Origin of the sequence: Pseudomonas sp. P39-UII1 (assembly GCF_039672635.1) — a bacterium.
GTDB lineage: Bacteria > Pseudomonadota > Gammaproteobacteria > Pseudomonadales > Pseudomonadaceae > Aquipseudomonas.
In genome coordinates this window covers 144459-164028 of the sequence record NZ_JBDFPP010000013.1, presented here as the reverse complement: position 1 = coordinate 164028, position 19570 = coordinate 144459, and the positions used below count along the sequence as shown (strand labels likewise).

Genomic DNA, 19570 nt, shown 5'->3' with positions numbered 1-19570 from the left:
TACAAACAGATCGTTTGCGCGGCGATGCGCAAGCTGCTGCACCTGGTTTACGGGGTGGTGAAGTCGGGGATACCGTTTGACCCCAAAATCGCTCTTGCAGGGTGAGGGTCAAGACGGTATCTACAGGATCCCCGCCAAATCAGTGAGTCAGCGTTTATTCCATGAGAGCGGGTTCACCCGCGAGTGGCGCGACACCTGTCTCAAGGCCTGCGTTCGAAGTTCTTCGCCGCAGCCGCAGCCAGGTCCGGCGGCAGGAAGTCCTTGTCCGGGTTGTAGTCCGGTTTCAGGTACCGCCTCAGGTCTACCAGGTCTTGCGGGCTCAAGGTGCCGGCAGCTTGCTTCAGGCTCAGGTTGTCGAGAATGTAGTCATAGCGGCTGTTGTTGTAGTCGCGCACCGAGGTGTACAGCTGGCGCTGCGCGTCGAGCACGTCGACGATGTTGCGGGTACCCACCTGGTAGCCGATTTCGGTGGCTTCCAGCGCGCTCTGGTTGGAAATGATCGACTGCTTGCGCGCCTGCACCTGTTCTACATCGGTGTTTACCGCGCGGTGCAGGTTGCGGGTGTTTTCCACCACCTGGCGGCGCAGGCTTTCGCGTTGCTGCTCGCTCTGGCTCAGGCGCTGGTAGGCCTCGCGCACCTGCGAGCTGGTCAGGCCGCCGCTGTAGATCGGGATGTTCAACTGCAGGCCGATGCTGGTCTGCTCCACGTCGCCGCTGTAGCGCACGCCCAGTTGCGAGGGGTTGGTGAAGCCAAGGTTGTCGTTGTCGCCTTTCTGGTACTTGGCCACCGCATCCAGGGTCGGGGCATGGCCGGCCTTGCGCTGGCGCAGGGTTTCTTCGGCGGCATTGACGGCGTAGTTGGTCGCCAGCAGGTTGAGGTTCTGGCGGCCGGCAGTCTCGACCCAGGCTTTGGCGTCGTTTGGCGTGGGCACCTGAATCGGCAAGGTGTGGACCACACCCTGGATCGACGAGTACTCCCGGTTGGTCAAGGTTACCAGGGCTTCGAAGGCGTCCTGTACCTGGCGCTCGGCGATGATCCGGTTGGCCCGGGCCGTGTCATAGCTGGCCTGGGACTGCAGCACGTCGGTCTTGTCGGACAGGCCCACGTCGAAGCGCTCGTTGGACTGGTCGAGCTGGCGCTTGAAGGCGGACTCTTCGGCCTTGGTCGCGGCCAGGTTGTCCTGGGCACGCAGCACGGCGAAGTAGTTTTGCGCGGTCTGCAGGATCAGGTTCTGCTCGGTGGCCGACAACTCCAGCGCCGCCTGCTCGTTGACCGCCTCGGCGGCCTGCAACTGGAACCAGCGGTCGGCACGGAACACCGGCTGCGCCAGGGTAGCACTCCAGGAATTGCCGCTGCGGTTGGAGGTGATCGAAGGTTCATCGAGCTTGGTGCGGGTGTTCAGCATCTCGGCACCCGCCGACAGGTTCGGCAACAGGCCGGCGCGGGCCTGGGGCACCACTTCGCGGCGGGCGCCATAATCGGCGCGGGCGGCGGCAAGATCGGCGTTGTTGTCGACCGCTTCCTGATAAACGCTGACCAGGTCGGTCTTCACCGTTGTGGGCACATCCGCTGCCCAGACCACTCCGTTGGACGCACAAGACACGGCTATCGCCAGTGAGAGTTTGCGCAGCATAGAGGCAATCCTTGTACGAAATTGTAATTTCTGAACTGTTGAGTATCGAATGACGGGCCAGTGTAAGGCCCTGCGCAACTGGCAACAATCGCCGAATGCGCCTTTCATCATCGCTACGATTTACGCGCTTGGCTTTGCCGGCCACTCCAGTCTAGACTGCGCATGTTCTTGTCGGGGTGCCTTGAAGCAAAGGCTGAGATCGCAGAGGTGCGGATCCCGTTGAACCTGATCAGGTTAGCGCCTGCGTAGGGAACAAGATTGCTCGCCTTCCCGGGGAGCCTCTTGTGCCAGGTCCGGGAATGTCACAGCTGCGCGCAGCTCACGGCACCCCCATGTATCCGGCACTGCACACCCATCAAGGGGTGCGTCCGCGTCTTTCAGGTTCTCCCCGACATTCCACCGCTAGGAAGCTGTCTGGAGAGCCTGTGATGAGCAAACAAGAAAAAACGATCAACCTCAGCGAGTCGGCGCAAGTCGATCAGCAGTCCGTGCAACCGTTCCCGCGTTCGCGCAAGGTGTATGTCGAAGGCTCGCGCCCGGATATCCGCGTGCCGATGCGTGAAATCAGCCTGCACGATACCCCTACCGACTTCGGCGGCGAAACCAACGCCCCCGTGCTGGTCTATGACACTTCCGGCCCGTACACCGACCCCAACGTCATCATCGACGTGCGCAAGGGCCTGGCTGATGTGCGTTCGGCGTGGATTGACGCGCGCGGCGACACCGAACGCCTGGGTGGCCTGAGCTCGAACTTCGGCCAGCAGCGCCTGAACGATGCGGAGCTGGCCAAGCTGCGCTTCAACCACGTGCGCAACCCGCGTCGTGCCAAGGCTGGCGCCAACGTCTCGCAGATGCACTACGCCCGCCAGGGCATCATCACCGCCGAGATGGAATACGTCGCCATCCGCGAAAACATGAAGCTGCAGGAGGCCCGTGCCGCTGGCCTGCTCAAGCAGCAGCACGCCGGCCACAGCTTCGGCGCCAACATCCCGAAAGAGATCACCGCCGAGTTCGTGCGCGAAGAAATCGCCCGCGGCCGCGCGATCATTCCGGCCAACATCAACCACACCGAACTTGAGCCGATGATCATCGGCCGCAACTTCCTGGTGAAGATCAACGGCAACATCGGCAACAGCGCCTTGGGCTCCTCGATCGAGGAAGAAGTGGCCAAGCTGACCTGGGGCATTCGCTGGGGCTCGGACACGGTCATGGACCTGTCCACCGGCAAGCACATCCACGAAACCCGCGAGTGGATCATCCGCAACTCGCCGGTGCCGATCGGTACCGTGCCGATCTACCAGGCCCTGGAGAAGGTCAACGGCGTGGCCGAGGACCTGACCTGGGAGCTGTTCCGCGACACCCTGATCGAGCAGGCCGAGCAGGGCGTGGACTACTTCACCATCCATGCCGGCGTGCTGCTGCGCTACGTGCCGCTGACCGCCAAGCGGGTCACCGGCATTGTCAGCCGTGGTGGTTCGATCATGGCCAAGTGGTGCCTGGCGCATCACCAGGAGAACTTCCTGTACACGCATTTCGACGAGATCTGCGAAATCATGAAGGCCTACGACGTGAGCTTCTCGCTGGGCGACGGGCTGCGCCCAGGCTCGATCGCAGATGCCAACGATGCGGCGCAATTCGGTGAGCTGGAAACCCTCGGCGAGCTGACCAAGATCGCCTGGAAGCACGACGTGCAATGCATGATCGAAGGCCCGGGCCACGTGCCGATGCAACTGATCAAGGAGAACATGGACAAGCAGCTGGAATGCTGCGACGAAGCACCGTTCTACACCCTCGGCCCGCTGACCACCGACATCGCTCCCGGCTACGACCACATCACGTCGGGCATCGGCGCGGCGATGATCGGCTGGTTCGGCTGTGCCATGCTCTGCTACGTCACGCCCAAGGAACACCTGGGGTTGCCGAACAAGGATGACGTGAAGACCGGCATCATCACCTACAAGATTGCCGCGCACGCCGCCGACCTTGCCAAGGGCCACCCTGGCGCTCAGATCCGTGACAACGCCTTGTCCAAGGCGCGCTTCGAGTTCCGCTGGGAAGACCAGTTTAACCTGGGCCTGGACCCAGACACCGCGCGCGCCTTCCATGACGAGACCCTGCCGAAGGAATCGGCCAAGGTCGCGCACTTCTGCTCGATGTGCGGGCCGAAGTTCTGCTCGATGAAAATCACCCAGGAGGTGCGTGAATACGCCGCCAACCTGCGGATCGACGCGGTGGATGTATCGGTCGAGGAGGGCATGCGCGAACAGGCCGAGCGGTTCCGCCAGGAAGGCAGCCAGCTGTATCACAAGGTGTAAGGCTTCAGGTGCAGCGGCGTTTGTCGCTGCTTGCTACATCGGGGCCGCTGTGCGGCCCATCGCCGGCAAGCCGGCTCCTACAGGATTAGCGCAATGCCCGGGCTGCGCAGTGGAAGCCGGCTTGCCGGCGATGGGCTGCTAAGCAGCCCAACTGGCCCGATTCACGGGTTTGGCTCACTTAACTCTTTCGGCGATACAACAATGACAACCCCCAGCCATTTCTCCCCCGACCACCCGGTCCCCACCCACCAGCGCCCGTTCGGCGGCCGCGACCTGTTCTCGCTGTGGTTCTCCCTGGGCATCGGCCTGATGGTCCTGCAAGTGGGCGCCATGCTCGCCCCGGGCCTTGGCCTGGCCGGCGCAGTACTGGCCATCGCCCTCGGCACCGGTGTGGGCGTGCTGTTGCTGGGGGCCGCTGGCGTCATCGGCAGCGACACCGGCTTGTCCGCCATGGCCACCCTGCGGCTTGGCCTGGGTAGCCACGGGGCGCGTCTGCCGGCTTTGCTCAACCTGCTGCAACTGGTGGGCTGGGGCGCGTTCGAGATCATCGTCATGCGTGACGCCGCCAGCCTGCTGGGGGCGCGCACCTTCGGCGAAGGCAGCCTGTGGAACAGCCCGATGTTCTGGACCCTGTGCTTCGGTGGCCTGGCGACCCTGCTCGCGGTCAGCGGGCCGCTGGCGTTCGTGCGCAAGGTGCTGCGCAAGTGGGGCATCTGGGTGCTGCTGGGCGCCTGCTTGTGGCTGACCTGGAACCTGTTGGCCAAGGCCGACATGGGCGAGTTGTGGAACCGTGCAGGTGACGGCTCGATGTCGCTGGCTGTCGGCTTCGACATCGTCATCGCCATGCCGCTGTCATGGTTACCCCTGATTGCCGACTACTCGCGGTTCGCCCGCAACGGCAAGCATGTGTTCGGTGGCACCGTGCTCGGTTACTTCATCGGCAATACCTGGCTGATGAGCCTGGGCGTGGCCTACACCCTGGCTTTTGCACCAAGCGGTGAAGCAAACGCACTGCTGCTGGCCCTGGCGGGTGCCGGGATGGGGATTCCGTTGCTGTTGATTCTGCTGGACGAATCGGAGAAGGCCTTTGCCGATATCCACTCGGCAGCCGTATCGACCGGCTTGCTGGTTCGCGTGAAGGTCGAGCACCTGGCGCTGGCCATCGGTGTGCTGTGCACCCTGATCGCCTTGCTGGCGCCACTGGCCCAGTACGAGAACTTCCTGCTCTTGATTGGTTCGGTGTTCGCACCGCTGTTCGGCGTGGTACTGGTGGACCACTACGTGATCCGCCGCCGCCGCTTGCCTGCACAGGTTGATGGCTGGCATTGGCAGGCACTGCTGGCCTGGGCGGTGGGCGTTGCGGCTTATCACATCATCGCCGCGCAAGCCCCGGAGCTAGGTGCGACCCTGCCAGCATTGCTGCTGGCAGGTGGGCTGCACCTGCTGTTGAGCTTCAGCCGCGGCCGGGAAACAGCTCAGGCTTGAGCACGCCATTGAGGCGAGGGTAGGGCAGCTTCAGTTCCACGTGGCCCATGGAATAGGGCGCGATGGAGTAGACCTCGTACTTGACCACCACCGCGCCGTACGTCAGGGCGATGTGCGGCGACTTCTTGAATGGCCAGGTTTTGACGAACTCGGCGTCCTTGTCCATGCCCACGCTGATCAGCCAGGCGCGGTGCGATTCCTCGACCGTCTTCCAGAAGGCGTCTTCCTGGCCTGGCAGCAGCATGTCCTGCAGGGTCAGCACCTTGTCCAGCTTGCGCGAGTAGTTGATGAAGCCGCGGCCGGGCATGCCGTGGGCACCACCGCTGTCGAGGTAGCTCGACAATTCGATGATCACCAGCCCGTCATGCTGTTCGCGTACCTTGGCTTGCAGGTAGCTGCTGTTACGTTTGTCGGCGTTGGCCAGGTATTGCTGCTCATACGCCTGCAAAGTGCTGGGCGCGGTGCCATGCTGGTTGTCTTCGGTCAGTTGCAACAGGCGTTTTTCGACGATGCCGTCGAGCTTGGGCAGGTCCGGGAAGTGAATGGTGTCGATGTTCACCAGCGGGCAGTCACTGGCGCTGCACCCGGGTTTCACATGCTCCCAGGCGTCACGCTTGACCTCAAGCGGGGCCCGGTAATTGGGCGTGAACAGACTCTGGCAGGCACCCAGGGCCAAGGCCAGCACAGCCACGGAGGTCAGTTTGACAAGTGTCATGATGATCCTTGCAGTACAGGGAAAAGTCGGCCTTTGACCGCCTGCGCGGCCTTCAGTTCGCCACTAAGCTAACAGAGAGCAGGCCCGCTGTCCCGACCGCGCGAACGGTTGCCGGAAGGGGGTGAAACGGGCAGTCGTGCAGAGTAGGATGGCGCGAAGCAGTATTTGAGGTAATGAGGATTTCCATGTCAGACGTGTTGAATTCAGTGCCCAAGGGCTTCGAGGTCATCGAGCGGGCCAATTGCTTCCAGGGCTTCTACAAGCTCGACAAGCTCCGCTTGCGCCATGAACTGTTTGCCGGGGGCATGGGCCGCGAAATCAGCCGCGAACTGTTCGTGCGCCACGATGCCGTGTGCGTGCTGCCCTACGATCCCCAGCGCGACGAAGTGGTGCTGATCGAGCAGTTCCGCGTTGGCGCGCTGGGCAAAACCGACAACCCTTGGCTGATCGAGCTGGTTGCCGGCCTGATCGACAAGGACGAACAGCCAGAAGAAGTCGCCCACCGCGAAGCCGAAGAAGAAGCCGGCCTGACTTTCAGCGCGCTGTGGCCAATGACGCGCTATTTCCCGTCACCGGGTGGCAGCGATGAATACGTGCACCTGTTCCTCGGCCATTGCAGCAGCGAAGGCGCCGGTGGCTTGCACGGCCTGGAAGAAGAGGGCGAGGATATCCGCGTGCGTGTCTGGTCGTTCGAAGATGCCTTGCAGGCTGTGCGCGACGGGCGCATCTGCAATGCGGCGACCATCATCGGCCTGCAATGGCTGGCGCTCAACCGCGATGAAGTACGAGGTATGTGGAAGTGAACCTGCTGCGTGAGCGTTATCGGGTCGATCTGGCCGGGCTGCAGGCAGCCTGCGAGGCCAACTACGCCCGGCTCATGCGCCTGCTGCCCGACATGCGCACCACCCAGAGCTCGCGGCGCATCGGCATGACCCAGGGCGACCAGATGCTGGGCGTGCTGGTGCTCGACGTGGTGCTTGCCTGCCCCTACACCACAACCCTGCGGGTACGCCAGGAGCACAGCCTGCCTTGGCTACCGGTGCCGCACCTGGAGGTGCAGGTGTACCACGATGCGCGCATGGCCGAGGTGATCAGCGCCGAACATACCCGGCGCCTGCGCAGCATCTACCCGTATCCTAACGATGCCATGCACCAACCGGATGAGAAGGCCCAGCTCAACCTGTTCCTCGGCGAATGGCTAAGCCACTGCCTGGCCTGCGGCCACGAACTGGCAAGTGTGCGCTGAAATGTGATGGCGGTTGGTTTCGGGTGTTTGCTCGCAACCATTCCCCCGCCATAATTCCTGCTGAATCCGCACGAGGAGACGGCCGGTGCCGCACCCAGACCCTTCCCAGGCACCCGTATACGTGGTGCAACTGACCGACGCTCACCTGTTCGCAGACCCTGCGGGCACGCTGCTGGGCCTGCGGACCCGCGACAGCCTGCGCCACGTGATCGGCCAGGTGCGGCGTGAACAGCCGCGCATCGACCTGCTGTTGTGCACCGGTGACTTGTCTCAGGATGGCAGCGTTGCGTCGTATCAGGCGTTTCGCGAGCTTACCGCCGAGTTCGCCGTGCCCACTCGCTGGTTGCCGGGCAACCATGATGAAGCCAGGGTCATGGCCGAGGTAGCCCCGGACCTGGTGCAGGCGGTTACCGATGTGGGCGCCTGGCGCGTGGTAATGCTCAATTCGGCCGTGCTCGGTGCTACCCATGGGCTGCTCGGGCCGGACCAGCTGTCGTTGCTCGATGACGCGCTTGAATCAGCAGGTGAGCGCTACTGCCTGGTCTGTTGCCACCATCAACCCGTGGATATCGGTTGTGCATGGATCGCACCGATCGGCCTGCGCAATGCCGATGAATTGCTGCGTCGGCTTGAGGGTCGTCCACAAGTGAAAGCGTTGCTCTGGGGGCATATCCACCAGGAATGGGACGCGCTGCGCGGCGGTTTGCGCCTGCTGGCCACACCGTCGACCTGCATCCAGTTCGCCCCGCGCAGCGAGGACTTCAAGGTGAGCGAGGAGCAGCCGGGCTACCGCTGGTTGCGCCTGTACGCTGACGGGCGGCTGGAGACGGGGGTGGAGCGGGCATTGGACTTCGAGGTGAAGCTCGACTTCGACAGCCCGGGCTATTGAAGTGGAGATACTGCACAAGGTTTGAATCGATGCGCTCCTGGTGGCAGCCGGCTTGCGGGCGATGGCGCGCACAGCGCGCCGCCGTAGCTGAGAAATTGTTGCGAAAATCCCACCGCTACGCCAAAACACGGCGAACGCGCTACACTGCGCATCCCTGCGCCCGCACCATTGGGCGCGAAGCCACAGATTTCGGGGGCAGCATGTCGGGTTCCATCCTCTATATCCATGGCTTGAACAGCTCACCGCTCTCCACCAAGGCGCGTCAGCTCGAAGCTGTGATGCAGCAGCTAGGCCTTGCGGACCAGTTGCGCGTCCCCGCCCTGCACCATCACCCGCGCCAGGCCATCGCACAGCTTGAAGCAGCCATCGCCGAGTTGGGCGCCCCCTTGCTGGTGGGCAGTTCGCTCGGCGGCTACTATGCCACCTGGCTGGCCGAGCGCCATGGCCTGAAGGCGCTGCTGATCAACCCGGCGGTCACGCCGCACAAGCTGTTCGACGGTTACCTGGGCACGCAGCGCAACCACTACACCGACGAAACCTGGGAGCTGACCCACGACCACGTCCAGGCCCTGGCCGAGCTGGAAGTGCCCGCCCCCACGGATGCCGGCCGATATCAAGTATGGTTGCAGACGGCCGATGAAACCCTGGACTATCGCCACGCCGAGCATTACTACCGTGCCTGCGCGCTGCGCATCCAGGCCGGAGGCGACCACAGCTACCAGGGCTTTGCACGGCAGATTCCCGCGCTGCTGGCCTTTGCCGGGGTTGCCCGGGGGCAGTATGCAGCGCTCGACTTTTCTGTATTTTGATCTTTTTGCATTCACCAGACTGACGACGAGAACCCATGGCCAATCCCAGCGCTAGCGCCTATAACGCAGACGCCATCGAAGTCCTCTCCGGCCTTGACCCGGTCCGCAAACGGCCGGGCATGTACACCGATACCAGCCGGCCGAACCACCTGGCCCAGGAAGTCATCGACAACAGTGTCGACGAAGCCCTGGCTGGCCACGCGCGTTCGGTGCAGGTCATCCTGCATGCCGACCACTCGCTGGAGGTCAGCGACGACGGCCGCGGCATGCCGGTGGATATCCACCCCGAAGAGGGCGTGTCGGGCGTCGAGCTGATCCTCACCAAACTGCACGCCGGCGGCAAGTTCTCCAACAAGAACTACCAGTTCTCCGGCGGCCTGCACGGTGTTGGCATTTCGGTGGTCAATGCCCTGTCGACCCAGGTGCGCGTGCGCGTCAAACGTGACGGCAACGAGTACCAGATGACCTTCGCCGACGGCTTCAAGGCCAGTGAACTGGAAGTGGTCGGCACGGTCGGCAAGCGCAACACCGGTACCAGCGTGTACTTCAGCCCCGACCCCAAGTATTTCGATTCGCCGAAGTTTTCCATCAGCCGCCTCAAGCATGTGCTCAAAGCCAAGGCCGTATTGTGCCCGGGCCTGCTGGTCAGCTTCGAGGACAAGGCCAGCGGCGAGAAAGTCGAGTGGCATTATGAGGACGGCCTGCGTTCCTACCTGGTCGACTCGGTCAGTGAATACCTGCGCCTGCCTGACGAGCCGTTCTGCGGCAGCCTGGCCGGTAACAAGGAGGCCGTGGACTGGGCCCTGCTGTGGCTGCCCGAAGGCGGCGACAGTGTTCAGGAAAGCTACGTCAACCTGATCCCCACCGCCCAGGGTGGTACTCACGTCAACGGCCTGCGCCAAGGCCTGCTCGATGCCATGCGCGAGTTCTGCGAGTTCCGCAACCTGTTGCCGCGCGGGGTCAAGCTGGCGCCGGAAGACGTCTGGGAACGCATTACCTTCGTCCTTTCTATGAAGATGCAGGAGCCGCAGTTCTCCGGGCAGACCAAAGAGCGCCTGTCCTCCCGCGAGGCCGCGGCGTTCGTTTCCGGTGTGGTCAAGGACGCTTTCAGCTTGTGGCTCAACGCGCACCCTGAACTGGGCATGCAGTTGGCGGAACTGGCCATCAGCAACGCCGGCCGTCGCCTCAAGGCCAGCAAGAAGGTCGAGCGCAAGCGCGTCACCCAGGGCCCGGCACTGCCGGGCAAGCTGGCCGACTGCGCCGGGCAAGACCCGATGCGCGCCGAGCTGTTCCTGGTCGAGGGCGATTCTGCCGGTGGTTCGGCCAAGCAGGCGCGGGACAAGGAATTCCAGGCAATCCTGCCGCTGCGCGGCAAGATCCTCAACACCTGGGAAGTGGACGGTGGCGAAGTTCTGGCCAGCCAAGAGGTGCACAACATCGCCGTGGCCATCGGCGTCGACCCAGGCGCTGTCGACCTGTCGCAGCTGCGCTACGGCAAGATCTGCATCCTCGCCGACGCCGACTCCGACGGCCTGCACATCGCGACCTTGCTGTGCGCGCTGTTCGTTCAGCACTTCCGCCCGTTGGTCGAGGCCGGCCACGTCTACGTCGCCATGCCGCCGCTGTACCGCATCGACCTGGGCAAGGAAATCTACTACGCCCTGGACGAGCCGGAGCGTGACGGCATCCTCGACCGCCTGGTGGCCGAGAAGAAGCGCGGCAAGCCACAGGTCACCCGATTCAAAGGCCTGGGCGAGATGAACCCGCCGCAGCTGCGCGAAACCACCATGGACCCGAACACGCGGCGCCTGGTCCAGCTGACCCTGGAAGACGTCGAAGCCACCTGCGAGCTGATGGACAAGCTGCTCGCCAAGAAACGCGCCGGTGACCGCAAGAGCTGGCTGGAGACTAAAGGTAACCTGGCTGAGGTCATGGTTTGATTCGTCTGCTTGCCGCCTTTTTCCTTGCGCTGGTTGCCCTGCCGAGCCTGGCAGGCAACTGGCCGGAGCTGAAGCTGGCGTCCGGGCACCCGATCGATGGCATGCGCGGCGGTAACCTCTCGGGCCTGGCCTTGTGCCGGGGCGCCTTGTGGGGTGTTTCCGACCGTGATGACGACCGTATCTACCGCTTTGATCAGCAGAACGGGGTATGGCGCGCCCAGCCTCTGACCTTCACCCCGCCACCGGTGCCGGAAAGCGGCTTGCCCTGGGGGCTGAAGTCGCGCAACTGGGCGGTGTCGTACATCCGCGGCGGCGAGCTGGATTATGAAGGCATTACCTGCGACCAGGCCGGCACTATCTACTTGGTCAGCGAGGCCCATGCGGCGGTGCTGCAACTGCCGGTAGACGGCGAGCCGGACTGGCTGAAAATCGACCCGGCGATGATTCGCCAGGCCCGTGCCAGCGGCATGCTGCTGCACTTCAACGCCTTGTTCGAAGGCCTGGCGATCAACCCGCAGGGTGACCGCCTGTGGCTGGCGGCCGAGCGCGAGCGTCGCGGCCTGGTGAAGATAGAGCGCCAGCAATCGGTGTGGACCTGCGGGCGCAGTTGCGTGCTGCTGAGCGAGGCCGGCGTCGAAATGCAACCGCCGCAAATGCCCAATGCCCGTGCGCTTTCGCGTGATTTTGCCGACCTGGCCTGGTTCGAAGGCAAGCTGTTCACCCTCGAACGCAATGCCTACCGCATTTGCCGGCGTGATGCCGACAGCGGCAAGGTCGAGCGCTGCTGGTCGTTTGCCGCCGAAGCGCTGGTGCCCGAGCGCCGCTACGATCAGCCGTTCGGCCTCGCCGAAGCGCTGGTCATCGATGCCAAGGGTGCCTGGATCGGCCTGGACAACAATAACGGTGACCGGGCCGATGGCGAAAGCCGGCCGGTGGTCTGGCGCTTCACAGCGCCCGAAGGCGGCTGGAGCGCCAAGCCATGAGCCAGCCGCCGGGCAAGCGTGCGGGCAGGGTACTGATGGTCCTTGCCTGGGCAGCGGCGATGTTCCTGGCCACGCGCTTTTTCGGTGAGTGGGAGGCGCGTGAACGCAACCCCAATACCCAGGTGCAGTCGGCACACGGCGAAGGCTTCATCGAGGTGCGGCTGTTGAGCAATGGCCAAGGCCACTTCGTGGCTGACGGTGCGATCAATGGCAAGGCTGTGCACTTCATGCTCGACACCGGCGCCACCGATGTGGCGATCCCCGAGGTGCTGGCCCGTGAGCTCGACCTGCAACGTGGCAGCCCGGTCATCCTCAGTACCGCCAACGGCCGTACCGAAGGCTACCGCACCCGGCTGGACAGCCTGCAACTGGGCGACATTCGCCTGCAGGGCGTGCGTGCGCTGGTGGTGCCGGGGCTGGATGGGCAGACCGTGCTGCTCGGCATGAGCGCGCTGAAACAACTTGAATTTACCCAGCGCGGCGGCACCATGCTGCTGCGCCAGAACCTGAAATAACGAGGCCCGCATGAGCGACCCACTGGAACTCAGCCTCGACGGCGTCGAACGCCGTTCGCTGGCTGACTTCACCGAACAGGCCTACCTCAACTACTCCATGTACGTGATCATGGACCGGGCCCTGCCGCATATCGGCGACGGCCTGAAGCCTGTGCAGCGACGCATCGTCTATGCCATGAGTGAGTTGGGGCTCGATGCCGATGCCAAGCACAAGAAGTCGGCGCGTACCGTCGGTGACGTGCTTGGTAAATTCCACCCCCACGGCGATTCGGCCTGCTACGAAGCCATGGTGCTGATGGCGCAGCCGTTCAGCTACCGCTACACCCTGGTGGACGGCCAGGGTAACTGGGGTGCGCCGGACGACCCGAAGTCGTTCGCCGCCATGCGTTACACCGAAGCGCGCTTGTCTCGCTATTCCGAAGTGCTGCTGAGCGAAGTGGGCCAGGGCACCGTGGACTGGGTGCCGAACTTCGATGGCACGCTGCAGGAGCCTGCAGTGTTGCCGGCGCGCCTGCCGAACATCCTGCTCAACGGTACCACTGGCATCGCTGTGGGCATGGCTACCGACGTGCCACCGCACAACCTGCGTGAGGTCGCCAGCGCCTGCGTGCGCCTGCTCGACGAGCCCAAGGCCACCCTCGAGCAGTTGTGCGAGCATATTCAGGGGCCGGACTACCCGACCGAAGCCGAGATCATCACGCCGCGGGCCGAGATCCTCAAGATCTACGAAAGCGGCCGTGGTTCGATCCGCATGCGCGCCGTGTACCGGGTGGAAGATGGCGACATCGTCGTTACTGCTTTGCCACACCAGGTCTCCGGGGCCAAGGTGCTGGAGCAGATTGCCGCGCAGATGCAGGCCAAGAAGCTGCCGATGGTCGCCGACCTGCGTGATGAATCGGACCACGAAAACCCCTGCCGCATCGTCATCATTCCGCGCTCCAACCGGGTGGATGCCGACGAGCTGATGCAGCACCTGTTCGCCACCACCGAGCTGGAAAGCACGTACCGGGTCAACGTCAACATCATCGGCCTGGATGGTCGGCCGCAGCTGAAAAACCTGCGCGCCTTGCTGCTGGAGTGGCTGCAGTACCGGATTGGTACCGTTCGTCGTCGCCTGCAGCACCGCCTGGAAAAGGTCGAGAAGCGCCTGCACCTGTTGGAAGGCTTGCTCACCGCATTCCTCAACCTGGATGAAGTGATCCACATCATCCGCACTGAGGAACACCCCAAGCAGGCCCTGATCGCCCGTTTCGACCTGACCGAAATCCAGGCCGATTACATTCTTGAAACGCGTTTGCGTCAGTTGGCCCGCCTGGAGGAGATGAAAATCCGCGGCGAGCAGGACGAGCTGCTCAAGGAGCAGGCCAAACTGCTGGCCCTGCTCGGCAGCGATGCCAAGCTGCGCAAGCTGGTACGCAGCGAACTGATCAAGGACGCCGAGACTTACGGCGACGACCGCCGTTCGCCGATCGTCGAGCGCAGCGAAGCCAAGGCATTGTCAGAAAACGAGCTGATGCCGACCGAGCCGGTCACTGTCGTGCTGTCGGAAAAAGGCTGGGTACGCTGTGCCAAAGGCCATGACATCGATGCCACAGGCCTTTCCTACAAAGCGGGGGATGGTTTCAAAGCGGCAGCAGCTGGGCGTTCCAACCAGTTCGCCGTGCTGATCGACTCCACCGGCCGCAGCTATTCGGTGGCAGCGCACACGCTGCCGTCGGCACGTGGCCAGGGCGAGCCGCTGACCGGGCGCTTGACGCCGCCACCGGGGGCGACCTTCGAGTGCGTGCTGCTGCCTGAGGATGATGCGTTGTATGTGGTGGCTTCCGACGCCGGTTACGGCTTCGTGGTCAAAGGTGAGGACCTGCAGGCCAAGAACAAGGCCGGCAAAGGGCTGCTCAGCCTGCCGAACGGCGCCAAAGTCATCAGCCCGAGGCCTGTGGCCAACCGTGAACAGGACTGGCTGGCGGCAGTGACCACCGAAGGCCGCTTGTTGGTGTTCAAGGTGGCCGACCTGCCACAGCTGGGTAAAGGCAAGGGCAACAAGATCATCGGTGTGCCCGGTGATCGGGTCGCCAGTCGTGAAGAATATGTTACAGATTTGGCCGTAATCGCCGAGGGCGCGACACTTGTTTTGCAAGCTGGCAAGCGTACCCTGTCTCTGAAACCAGACGACCTTGAGCATTACAAAGGTGAGCGCGGCCGGCGCGGCAGCAAGCTGCCACGCGGGTTCCAGCGCGTCGACGGGTTGCAGGTGGAAGGTCCGGCGTAACCGAGTGAAATGTCTGGAACGGCAATTTCAGCGCCGTTCCAGGCAGAAATGCTGGAGTCGGACCGATATTTCGCGGATGATAGTGCCCCTTCGGAGCCAGCGTGGCTGTGTGCCCGATTGAATCTATATCAGTATCACTGCGGTTAGCCTGGTGGCGACCGCCTGGATGGGATGAATGAAATTTCTGCGCCTTCCATTTGCGCTGTTGATGACGGGCTTGCTGGGGCTGAGCGGATGCAGCATGCATCAGCCGGTTGCCCTGTATCAGCTCGACAGCGGTGATCCTGGCCAGCCTTCACAGAGTGCGGGCATGGCCGTGGTGCTCGGCCCGGTGTCGGTCGCCGATTACCTTCAGCGCGAAACCTTTTTGCAGCGTCAGACTGATGGCAGCCTGAGTTCAGCGACGGACGGTCGTTGGGCGGGTAGCCTGTCGGCAGACATCGACCAGCTGCTGGTTCGCCAGCTGGCCTGGCGGCTGGACAGCCAGCGCGTAGTCCTGGCCCCCGCCAGCACCGGCTTCTCGCCTGACGTGCAGGTATTGCTGTCGATCACCCGCCTGGACTCGGGCAAGAACCAGCCGGCCATTCTAGACGCCCAATGGCGTTTGCTCGACCGCCGCGGCCATGTGCGTGACAACCGCATCGTTCACCTCGAGCAACCGCATGAAGGTAGCGAGTCGTCGCAGGTGCAGGCCCAAGGCAAGCTGCTGCAGAAGCTGGCAGAGCAGTTGAGCAGTGCGGTCAAGCCGCTCGCCAATCAGCCTGCGATTGCCGATGAGGCACCCAAGAAGCCCGCTGCACCGGTTCAGGTCAAGAAAGCGCCAGAGAAGTCGAAGATCCCGATGGCTTCACCGATCCGTACCGATATGGAAGTCTATCGGTTCTGACGGTTAGTCCAGATAAGAAAAAGCCCGCACATGTGCGGGCTTTTTTGTGGGCTTGTGGTGGCCTCATCGCCGGCAAGCCGGCTCCCACCATGTCTGCAGCGCTGCAGATTCTTGTAGGAGCCGGCTTGCCGGCATTGAGGGCAGCTCGGGGCTAGGCCCGGCGCTCGTGCATGCGCGCCAGCTGCCGCTCCAGCATTGACGGGTAAGGCTCCATCAACCGCTCCACACAGCAGGCCCCCTCAGGGCTGGCAATCGGCCGAATGCGAGCGCGCTGACGAATCAGTGCGTCATCGCTGATCTGCCGCTCCACCAGCAACAGATTGCGGCTGTGCTGGGACAGCGCCAGGGCATCCTGGGCCTTTTCCGTCATCAGCAGGTCAACCTGCTCCAAGCCATGCAGGTCGCCACCCAAAGCCAGGCCCAGTTGCAGTTGCAGGGTGATGCCGCTGTCCGCCACCTCGATCTGCAGGGCATGGCCCAGGGCGCGCAACAGCTCGCCGCAGCAGATCGCATTGGTCAGGTAGTCCTCGCCGCAGTCGCGGCTGTGGAACAACACCAGTGTGCTGCCATCGTTGAGCGTGTAGGTCTCGCCTTCATACAGCGATGCGGCCTGTTCCAGGCAGTCGCGGTAACGCTCTAGCAGCTCGGTCAGGCGGGTGCGCGGCAGGCGGCGCAGTTGTTCCTGGGAGCCCAGCTGCACGGCCAGCACTGCAGAGTGCTGAGGTTCGTCGGACTCGACCACAGCTGCTTTAGGCGCGGGTTCTTCGTTGTCCAGCAGGCCGGCAAAAGCCTCGTCGTCGTCTTCATCTTCGGCCAGGGCGGTAACCTTGGCGCGTGGCGCAGCTTTAACGGGCGCCGCAACCTCGTGCAGGTCGTCGAATTCGTCCTCTTCGTGTTCTTCCTCCGGCTCAGGCTCCGGGGGCGGCGGCGGGGCCAGGCGGGCATGCAGCTGGCGAGCGATATCGCCGATCTCATCCTGGCGATCAGTCGCCGGGGTGTACGGGTGCGGATCACGCAGCCATACCCGCAGCTGCAGCAGCGGCAGGGTGATGTGGCGGCCCTGGCGCAGGCTCAGGCTCAACGCCAGTGCCAGCAGGATCGCGGCAAGAATGCCCATGCTTTGCAGGCTGATCAGCATCGGCTGCTGGAACTGGCTCATGTCCAGGCTGATGCGCAGTTGCCCGGCAGTCACGTCCTGGAAGGTGATCTTGGTCTGGTACAGACCTTCAGCTTCCCCCAGCAGGCTATTGCGCGGCCGCTGCCCGGCCTCGGCCAGGATGCGGTTATCCACGCTGTAGATGGCCGCATGGGCCACCAGCGGGTTCTTCACCAGGTTGCCCAGCAGCACGTTGAGGCTGAGGATGTCGTTGGACACCAGCAGCTCGGTCGCCGAGGTGGCGGTCTGGGTGGTCAGGCTCTGGCCAAGGGCATCCGCCTGCTCGTGCATGGCCTGCTTGAACTGCAGGCCCATTACGCAGGCATAGATCACCAGCGCCAGCGCCACCAGGAATATATTGGTGCTGGCGATGCGCAGTGCCAGTGGAACGCGACGTTGGCGCAGGGCACGGAAGATCATGAGGAAGAAGTTGTCTGGTTTGACGGGCGTGGGCCGGTTCACAGAGCGCGGCTCTTAATGGCATGAAAGTGTTGCGCAGTATAGCGATCAGAGTTTTGTCGGCAAAGTATCGTTGGCGCCCGATGGTCACGGAAAATCGGTAGAATGCGCATTTTTCATCGAAGTCGGAGCCAGGTTGTGCGCGAAATCGTCCTGATCAACATCACCGGTGAGGACCGCCCCGGTCTCACTGCCGCAATTACCGGCGTCCTGCTCCAGGGCGGTGTGAACATCCTCGACATCGGCCTGGCGGTCATGCACGGCACTTTGTCGTTCGGCATTCTGGTCGATATCCCGGATAACGAAGTGGCCACCAGCCTGCTGCAAAGCGTGCAATCCAAGGCCCACGAGCTGAATTTGCAGGCCCGCTACACGCCGATTTCCGAAGCGGACTACCAGCACTGGGCCGATGGCCAGGGTGACCCGCGCTACATCGCCACCTTGCTCAGCCGCAAGATCACCCCCGAGCAGCTGCAGCGCGTGAGCGCGGTCATCAGCGAGTATGGTTTGACCATCGAGCGTATCGAGCGTCTGTCTGCCCGTGTTGCCTTGGATGCCCAGGGTGACAAAGGCAAGGCGGCGCTGGAAATTTCCGTGCGCGGCGAGCCAAGCGATGCCCAGGCGCTGCGCGCCGACTTCTTCGCGTTGTCCGAAGCGCTGAACATCGACATCGCCTTCCAGAAAGACGACCTGTTCCGTCGCAATCGCCGCCTGGCCGTGTTCGATATGGACTCGACGCTGATCGAGGCTGAGGTGATCGATGAGCTGGCCAAGGCGGCGGGTGTCGGCGAGCAGGTGTCGGCCATTACCGAGCGGGCGATGCGCGGCGAGCTCGACTTCCGCGCCAGCTTCAAGGAACGCATGGCGCTGCTCAAAGGCCTGGATGTCGGCGTGCTGGACCAGATCGGTGCTTCCTTGCGCCTGACCGAAGGTGCCGAAAACCTGTTCGCCGAACTCAAGCGCATGGGCTACAAGACGGCAATCCTGTCCGGTGGCTTCACCTACTTTGCCAAGCAGGTACAGGCGCGCCTGGGCATCGATTATGTGTTCGCCAACGAGCTGGAAGTGGTCGACGGCAAGGTGACCGGCGTGGCCATCGAGCCAATCGTCGACGCCCAGCGCAAGGCTGAGCTGCTGCAGCAGCTGGCGAATGAGGAGGGGCTGCAGCTGGAGCAGACCATTGCCGTGGGTGATGGTGCCAACGACCTGCCGATGCTCTCGCTGGCCGGCCTGGGTGTGGCATTCCGTGCCAAGCCGCTGGTACGCCAGTCGGCCAAGCAGGCCATTTCGACCTTGGGCCTGGATGGTGTGTTGTATCTGCTGGGGCTGCGCGACCGCGACGCCCGCGGTTGAGCTGAAACAAAAGGGGCCGCGATAGCGGCCCCAACTGTCTCTACCAGGCAATCAGGCCTGCGCAGGCACCGCCAGCAGCTCACCCATGCGGGTTGCCGAACCTGCACCCAGGTTTTCAGCCCACTTCACTTGCTCCGGCCCGAACAGCACGATGGCCGTGGAGCCCAGCTTGAAGCGGCCCAGCTCCGCACCTTTTTCCAGGTGAATGGGTGCACGGCTGCCTTCGTCGTAGCGGAAGGTTTTCAGCTCACGCTTCGGCGGCGTGACCAGGCCAGCCCACACGGTCTCGATCGAGGCCACGATCATCGCGCCGACCAGTACAACAGCCATCGGGCCACGCTCGGTGTCGAACAGGCACACCACGCGCTCGTTGCGGGCAAACAGCTCAGGGACGTTTTCCGCCGTGGTCTGGTTGACCGAGAACAGCCGCCCAGGCACGTAGACCATCTCACGCAGGGTGCCGGCCAGCGGCATGTGCACGCGGTGGTAATCTTTCGGCGACAGGTAGATGGTGGCGAACTCGCCGCCCATGAACGGTGCAGCCAGGGCCGGGTCGCCGCCGAGCAGCTCCAGGGCACTGAAGCTGTGGCCCTTGGCCTGGAAGATACGACCGTGCTCGATCGGGCCCAGCTGGCTCACGGCACCGTCGGCCGGGCAGAGGATGGCGCCCGGGGTTTCGTCCAGCGGGCGCGCGCCTGGCTTCAGGGCGCGGGTGAAGAACGCGTTGAAGTGCTCGTAGGCGGTCAGGTCTTCGACCAGTGCCTCGTTCATGTTCACCTGGTAGCGCTTGGCGAACCAGGCGGTGAAGGCGTTTTTGAACCAGCGTGCGCGGCACTCGGCAACGCAGCCGGCGAGCCGCGACAGCAGGTGGTGCGGCAGCAGGTACTGGCTGATGATGAACAAACGGGATTTCATG

The 19570-nt window shown here is 63.4% G+C and carries 16 protein-coding genes and 1 riboswitch; of the genes, 12 read left to right on the top strand and 4 right to left on the bottom strand.

What is annotated here, in order from left to right:
• Window positions 1-200: 200 nt before the first annotated feature.
• Complete coding sequence (locus tag ABEH27_RS17820; protein ID WP_346614838.1) at window positions 201-1634, bottom strand: TolC family outer membrane protein; 1434 nt, start codon at window positions 1632-1634, stop codon at window positions 201-203.
• Window positions 1635-1796: 162 nt separating this feature from the next.
• Window positions 1797-1903, top strand: a riboswitch (TPP riboswitch).
• A 159-nt stretch (window positions 1904-2062) separates the two neighbouring features.
• Here ABEH27_RS17820 and thiC point away from each other — a divergent pair.
• A complete protein-coding gene (gene thiC, locus ABEH27_RS17815; RefSeq protein ID WP_346614837.1) occupies window positions 2063-3949 on the top strand; it encodes a phosphomethylpyrimidine synthase ThiC in 1887 nt (628 codons plus the stop codon).
• A gap of 201 nt (window positions 3950-4150) precedes the next feature.
• Complete coding sequence (gene cytX / locus ABEH27_RS17810) at window positions 4151-5434, top strand: putative hydroxymethylpyrimidine transporter CytX (protein WP_346614836.1); 1284 nt, start codon at window positions 4151-4153, stop codon at window positions 5432-5434.
• Here cytX and ABEH27_RS17805 read toward each other — a convergent pair.
• Window positions 5403-6149: an RsiV family protein gene (locus ABEH27_RS17805; protein WP_346614835.1), complete on the bottom strand. Its 747-nt coding sequence runs from the start codon at window positions 6147-6149 to the stop codon at window positions 5403-5405. The genes cytX and ABEH27_RS17805 overlap by 32 nt on opposite strands.
• Window positions 6150-6334: 185 nt before the next feature.
• Here ABEH27_RS17805 and ABEH27_RS17800 point away from each other — a divergent pair, with 185 nt between their 5' ends.
• From ABEH27_RS17800 to ABEH27_RS17760, 9 genes are all read left to right on the top strand, one after another.
• On the top strand, window positions 6335-6952 hold the full coding sequence (locus ABEH27_RS17800) for an NUDIX domain-containing protein (RefSeq protein ID WP_346614834.1): 618 nt from the start codon (window positions 6335-6337) through the stop codon (window positions 6950-6952).
• Window positions 6943-7395, top strand: coding sequence for a DUF1249 domain-containing protein (locus tag ABEH27_RS17795; RefSeq protein WP_346614833.1), 453 nt, complete (start codon window positions 6943-6945; stop codon window positions 7393-7395). Before ABEH27_RS17800 ends, ABEH27_RS17795 begins: the two co-directional genes overlap by 10 nt.
• 85 nt (window positions 7396-7480) lie before the next feature.
• A complete protein-coding gene (gene cpdA / locus ABEH27_RS17790) occupies window positions 7481-8284 on the top strand; it encodes a 3',5'-cyclic-AMP phosphodiesterase (RefSeq protein ID WP_346614832.1) in 804 nt (267 codons plus the stop codon).
• 200 nt (window positions 8285-8484) lie between these two features.
• A complete protein-coding gene (locus ABEH27_RS17785; RefSeq protein WP_346614831.1) occupies window positions 8485-9093 on the top strand; it encodes a YqiA/YcfP family alpha/beta fold hydrolase in 609 nt (202 codons plus the stop codon).
• A 35-nt stretch (window positions 9094-9128) separates the two neighbouring features.
• Window positions 9129-11033 carry a DNA topoisomerase IV subunit B gene (parE, locus tag ABEH27_RS17780; protein ID WP_346614830.1) on the top strand — a complete coding sequence of 635 codons (1905 nt, stop codon included), beginning with the start codon at window positions 9129-9131 and terminating at the stop codon, window positions 11031-11033.
• Complete coding sequence (locus ABEH27_RS17775; protein WP_346614829.1) at window positions 11030-12016, top strand: esterase-like activity of phytase family protein; 987 nt, start codon at window positions 11030-11032, stop codon at window positions 12014-12016. The genes parE and ABEH27_RS17775 overlap by 4 nt, the downstream gene beginning before the upstream one ends.
• Window positions 12013-12531, top strand: coding sequence for a TIGR02281 family clan AA aspartic protease (locus tag ABEH27_RS17770; RefSeq protein WP_346614828.1), 519 nt, complete (start codon window positions 12013-12015; stop codon window positions 12529-12531). The genes ABEH27_RS17775 and ABEH27_RS17770 overlap by 4 nt, the downstream gene beginning before the upstream one ends.
• 10 nt (window positions 12532-12541) lie before the next feature.
• Complete coding sequence (gene parC, locus ABEH27_RS17765) at window positions 12542-14800, top strand: DNA topoisomerase IV subunit A (RefSeq protein WP_346614827.1); 2259 nt, start codon at window positions 12542-12544, stop codon at window positions 14798-14800.
• A 175-nt stretch (window positions 14801-14975) separates the two neighbouring features.
• The gene (locus tag ABEH27_RS17760) at window positions 14976-15686 is read left to right on the top strand and encodes an ABC-type transport auxiliary lipoprotein family protein (protein WP_346614826.1); all 711 of its coding nucleotides are present in this window, start codon (window positions 14976-14978) and stop codon (window positions 15684-15686) included.
• A gap of 151 nt (window positions 15687-15837) precedes the next feature.
• Here the strand turns inward: ABEH27_RS17760 and ABEH27_RS17755 are convergent, their stop codons facing one another.
• Window positions 15838-17304, bottom strand: coding sequence for a histidine kinase (locus ABEH27_RS17755; RefSeq protein WP_346614825.1), 1467 nt, complete (start codon window positions 17302-17304; stop codon window positions 15838-15840).
• A gap of 135 nt (window positions 17305-17439) precedes the next feature.
• Between ABEH27_RS17755 and serB the strand changes: the two genes are divergently transcribed.
• Complete coding sequence (gene serB / locus ABEH27_RS17750; protein WP_346614824.1) at window positions 17440-18654, top strand: phosphoserine phosphatase SerB; 1215 nt, start codon at window positions 17440-17442, stop codon at window positions 18652-18654.
• Between the two features lie 51 nt (window positions 18655-18705).
• Here the strand turns inward: serB and asd are convergent, their stop codons facing one another.
• Entirely contained in the window at window positions 18706-19569 is an 864-nt protein-coding gene (gene asd, locus ABEH27_RS17745) for an archaetidylserine decarboxylase (protein WP_346614823.1), read from the bottom strand.
• Window position 19570: the final 1 nt, after the last annotated feature.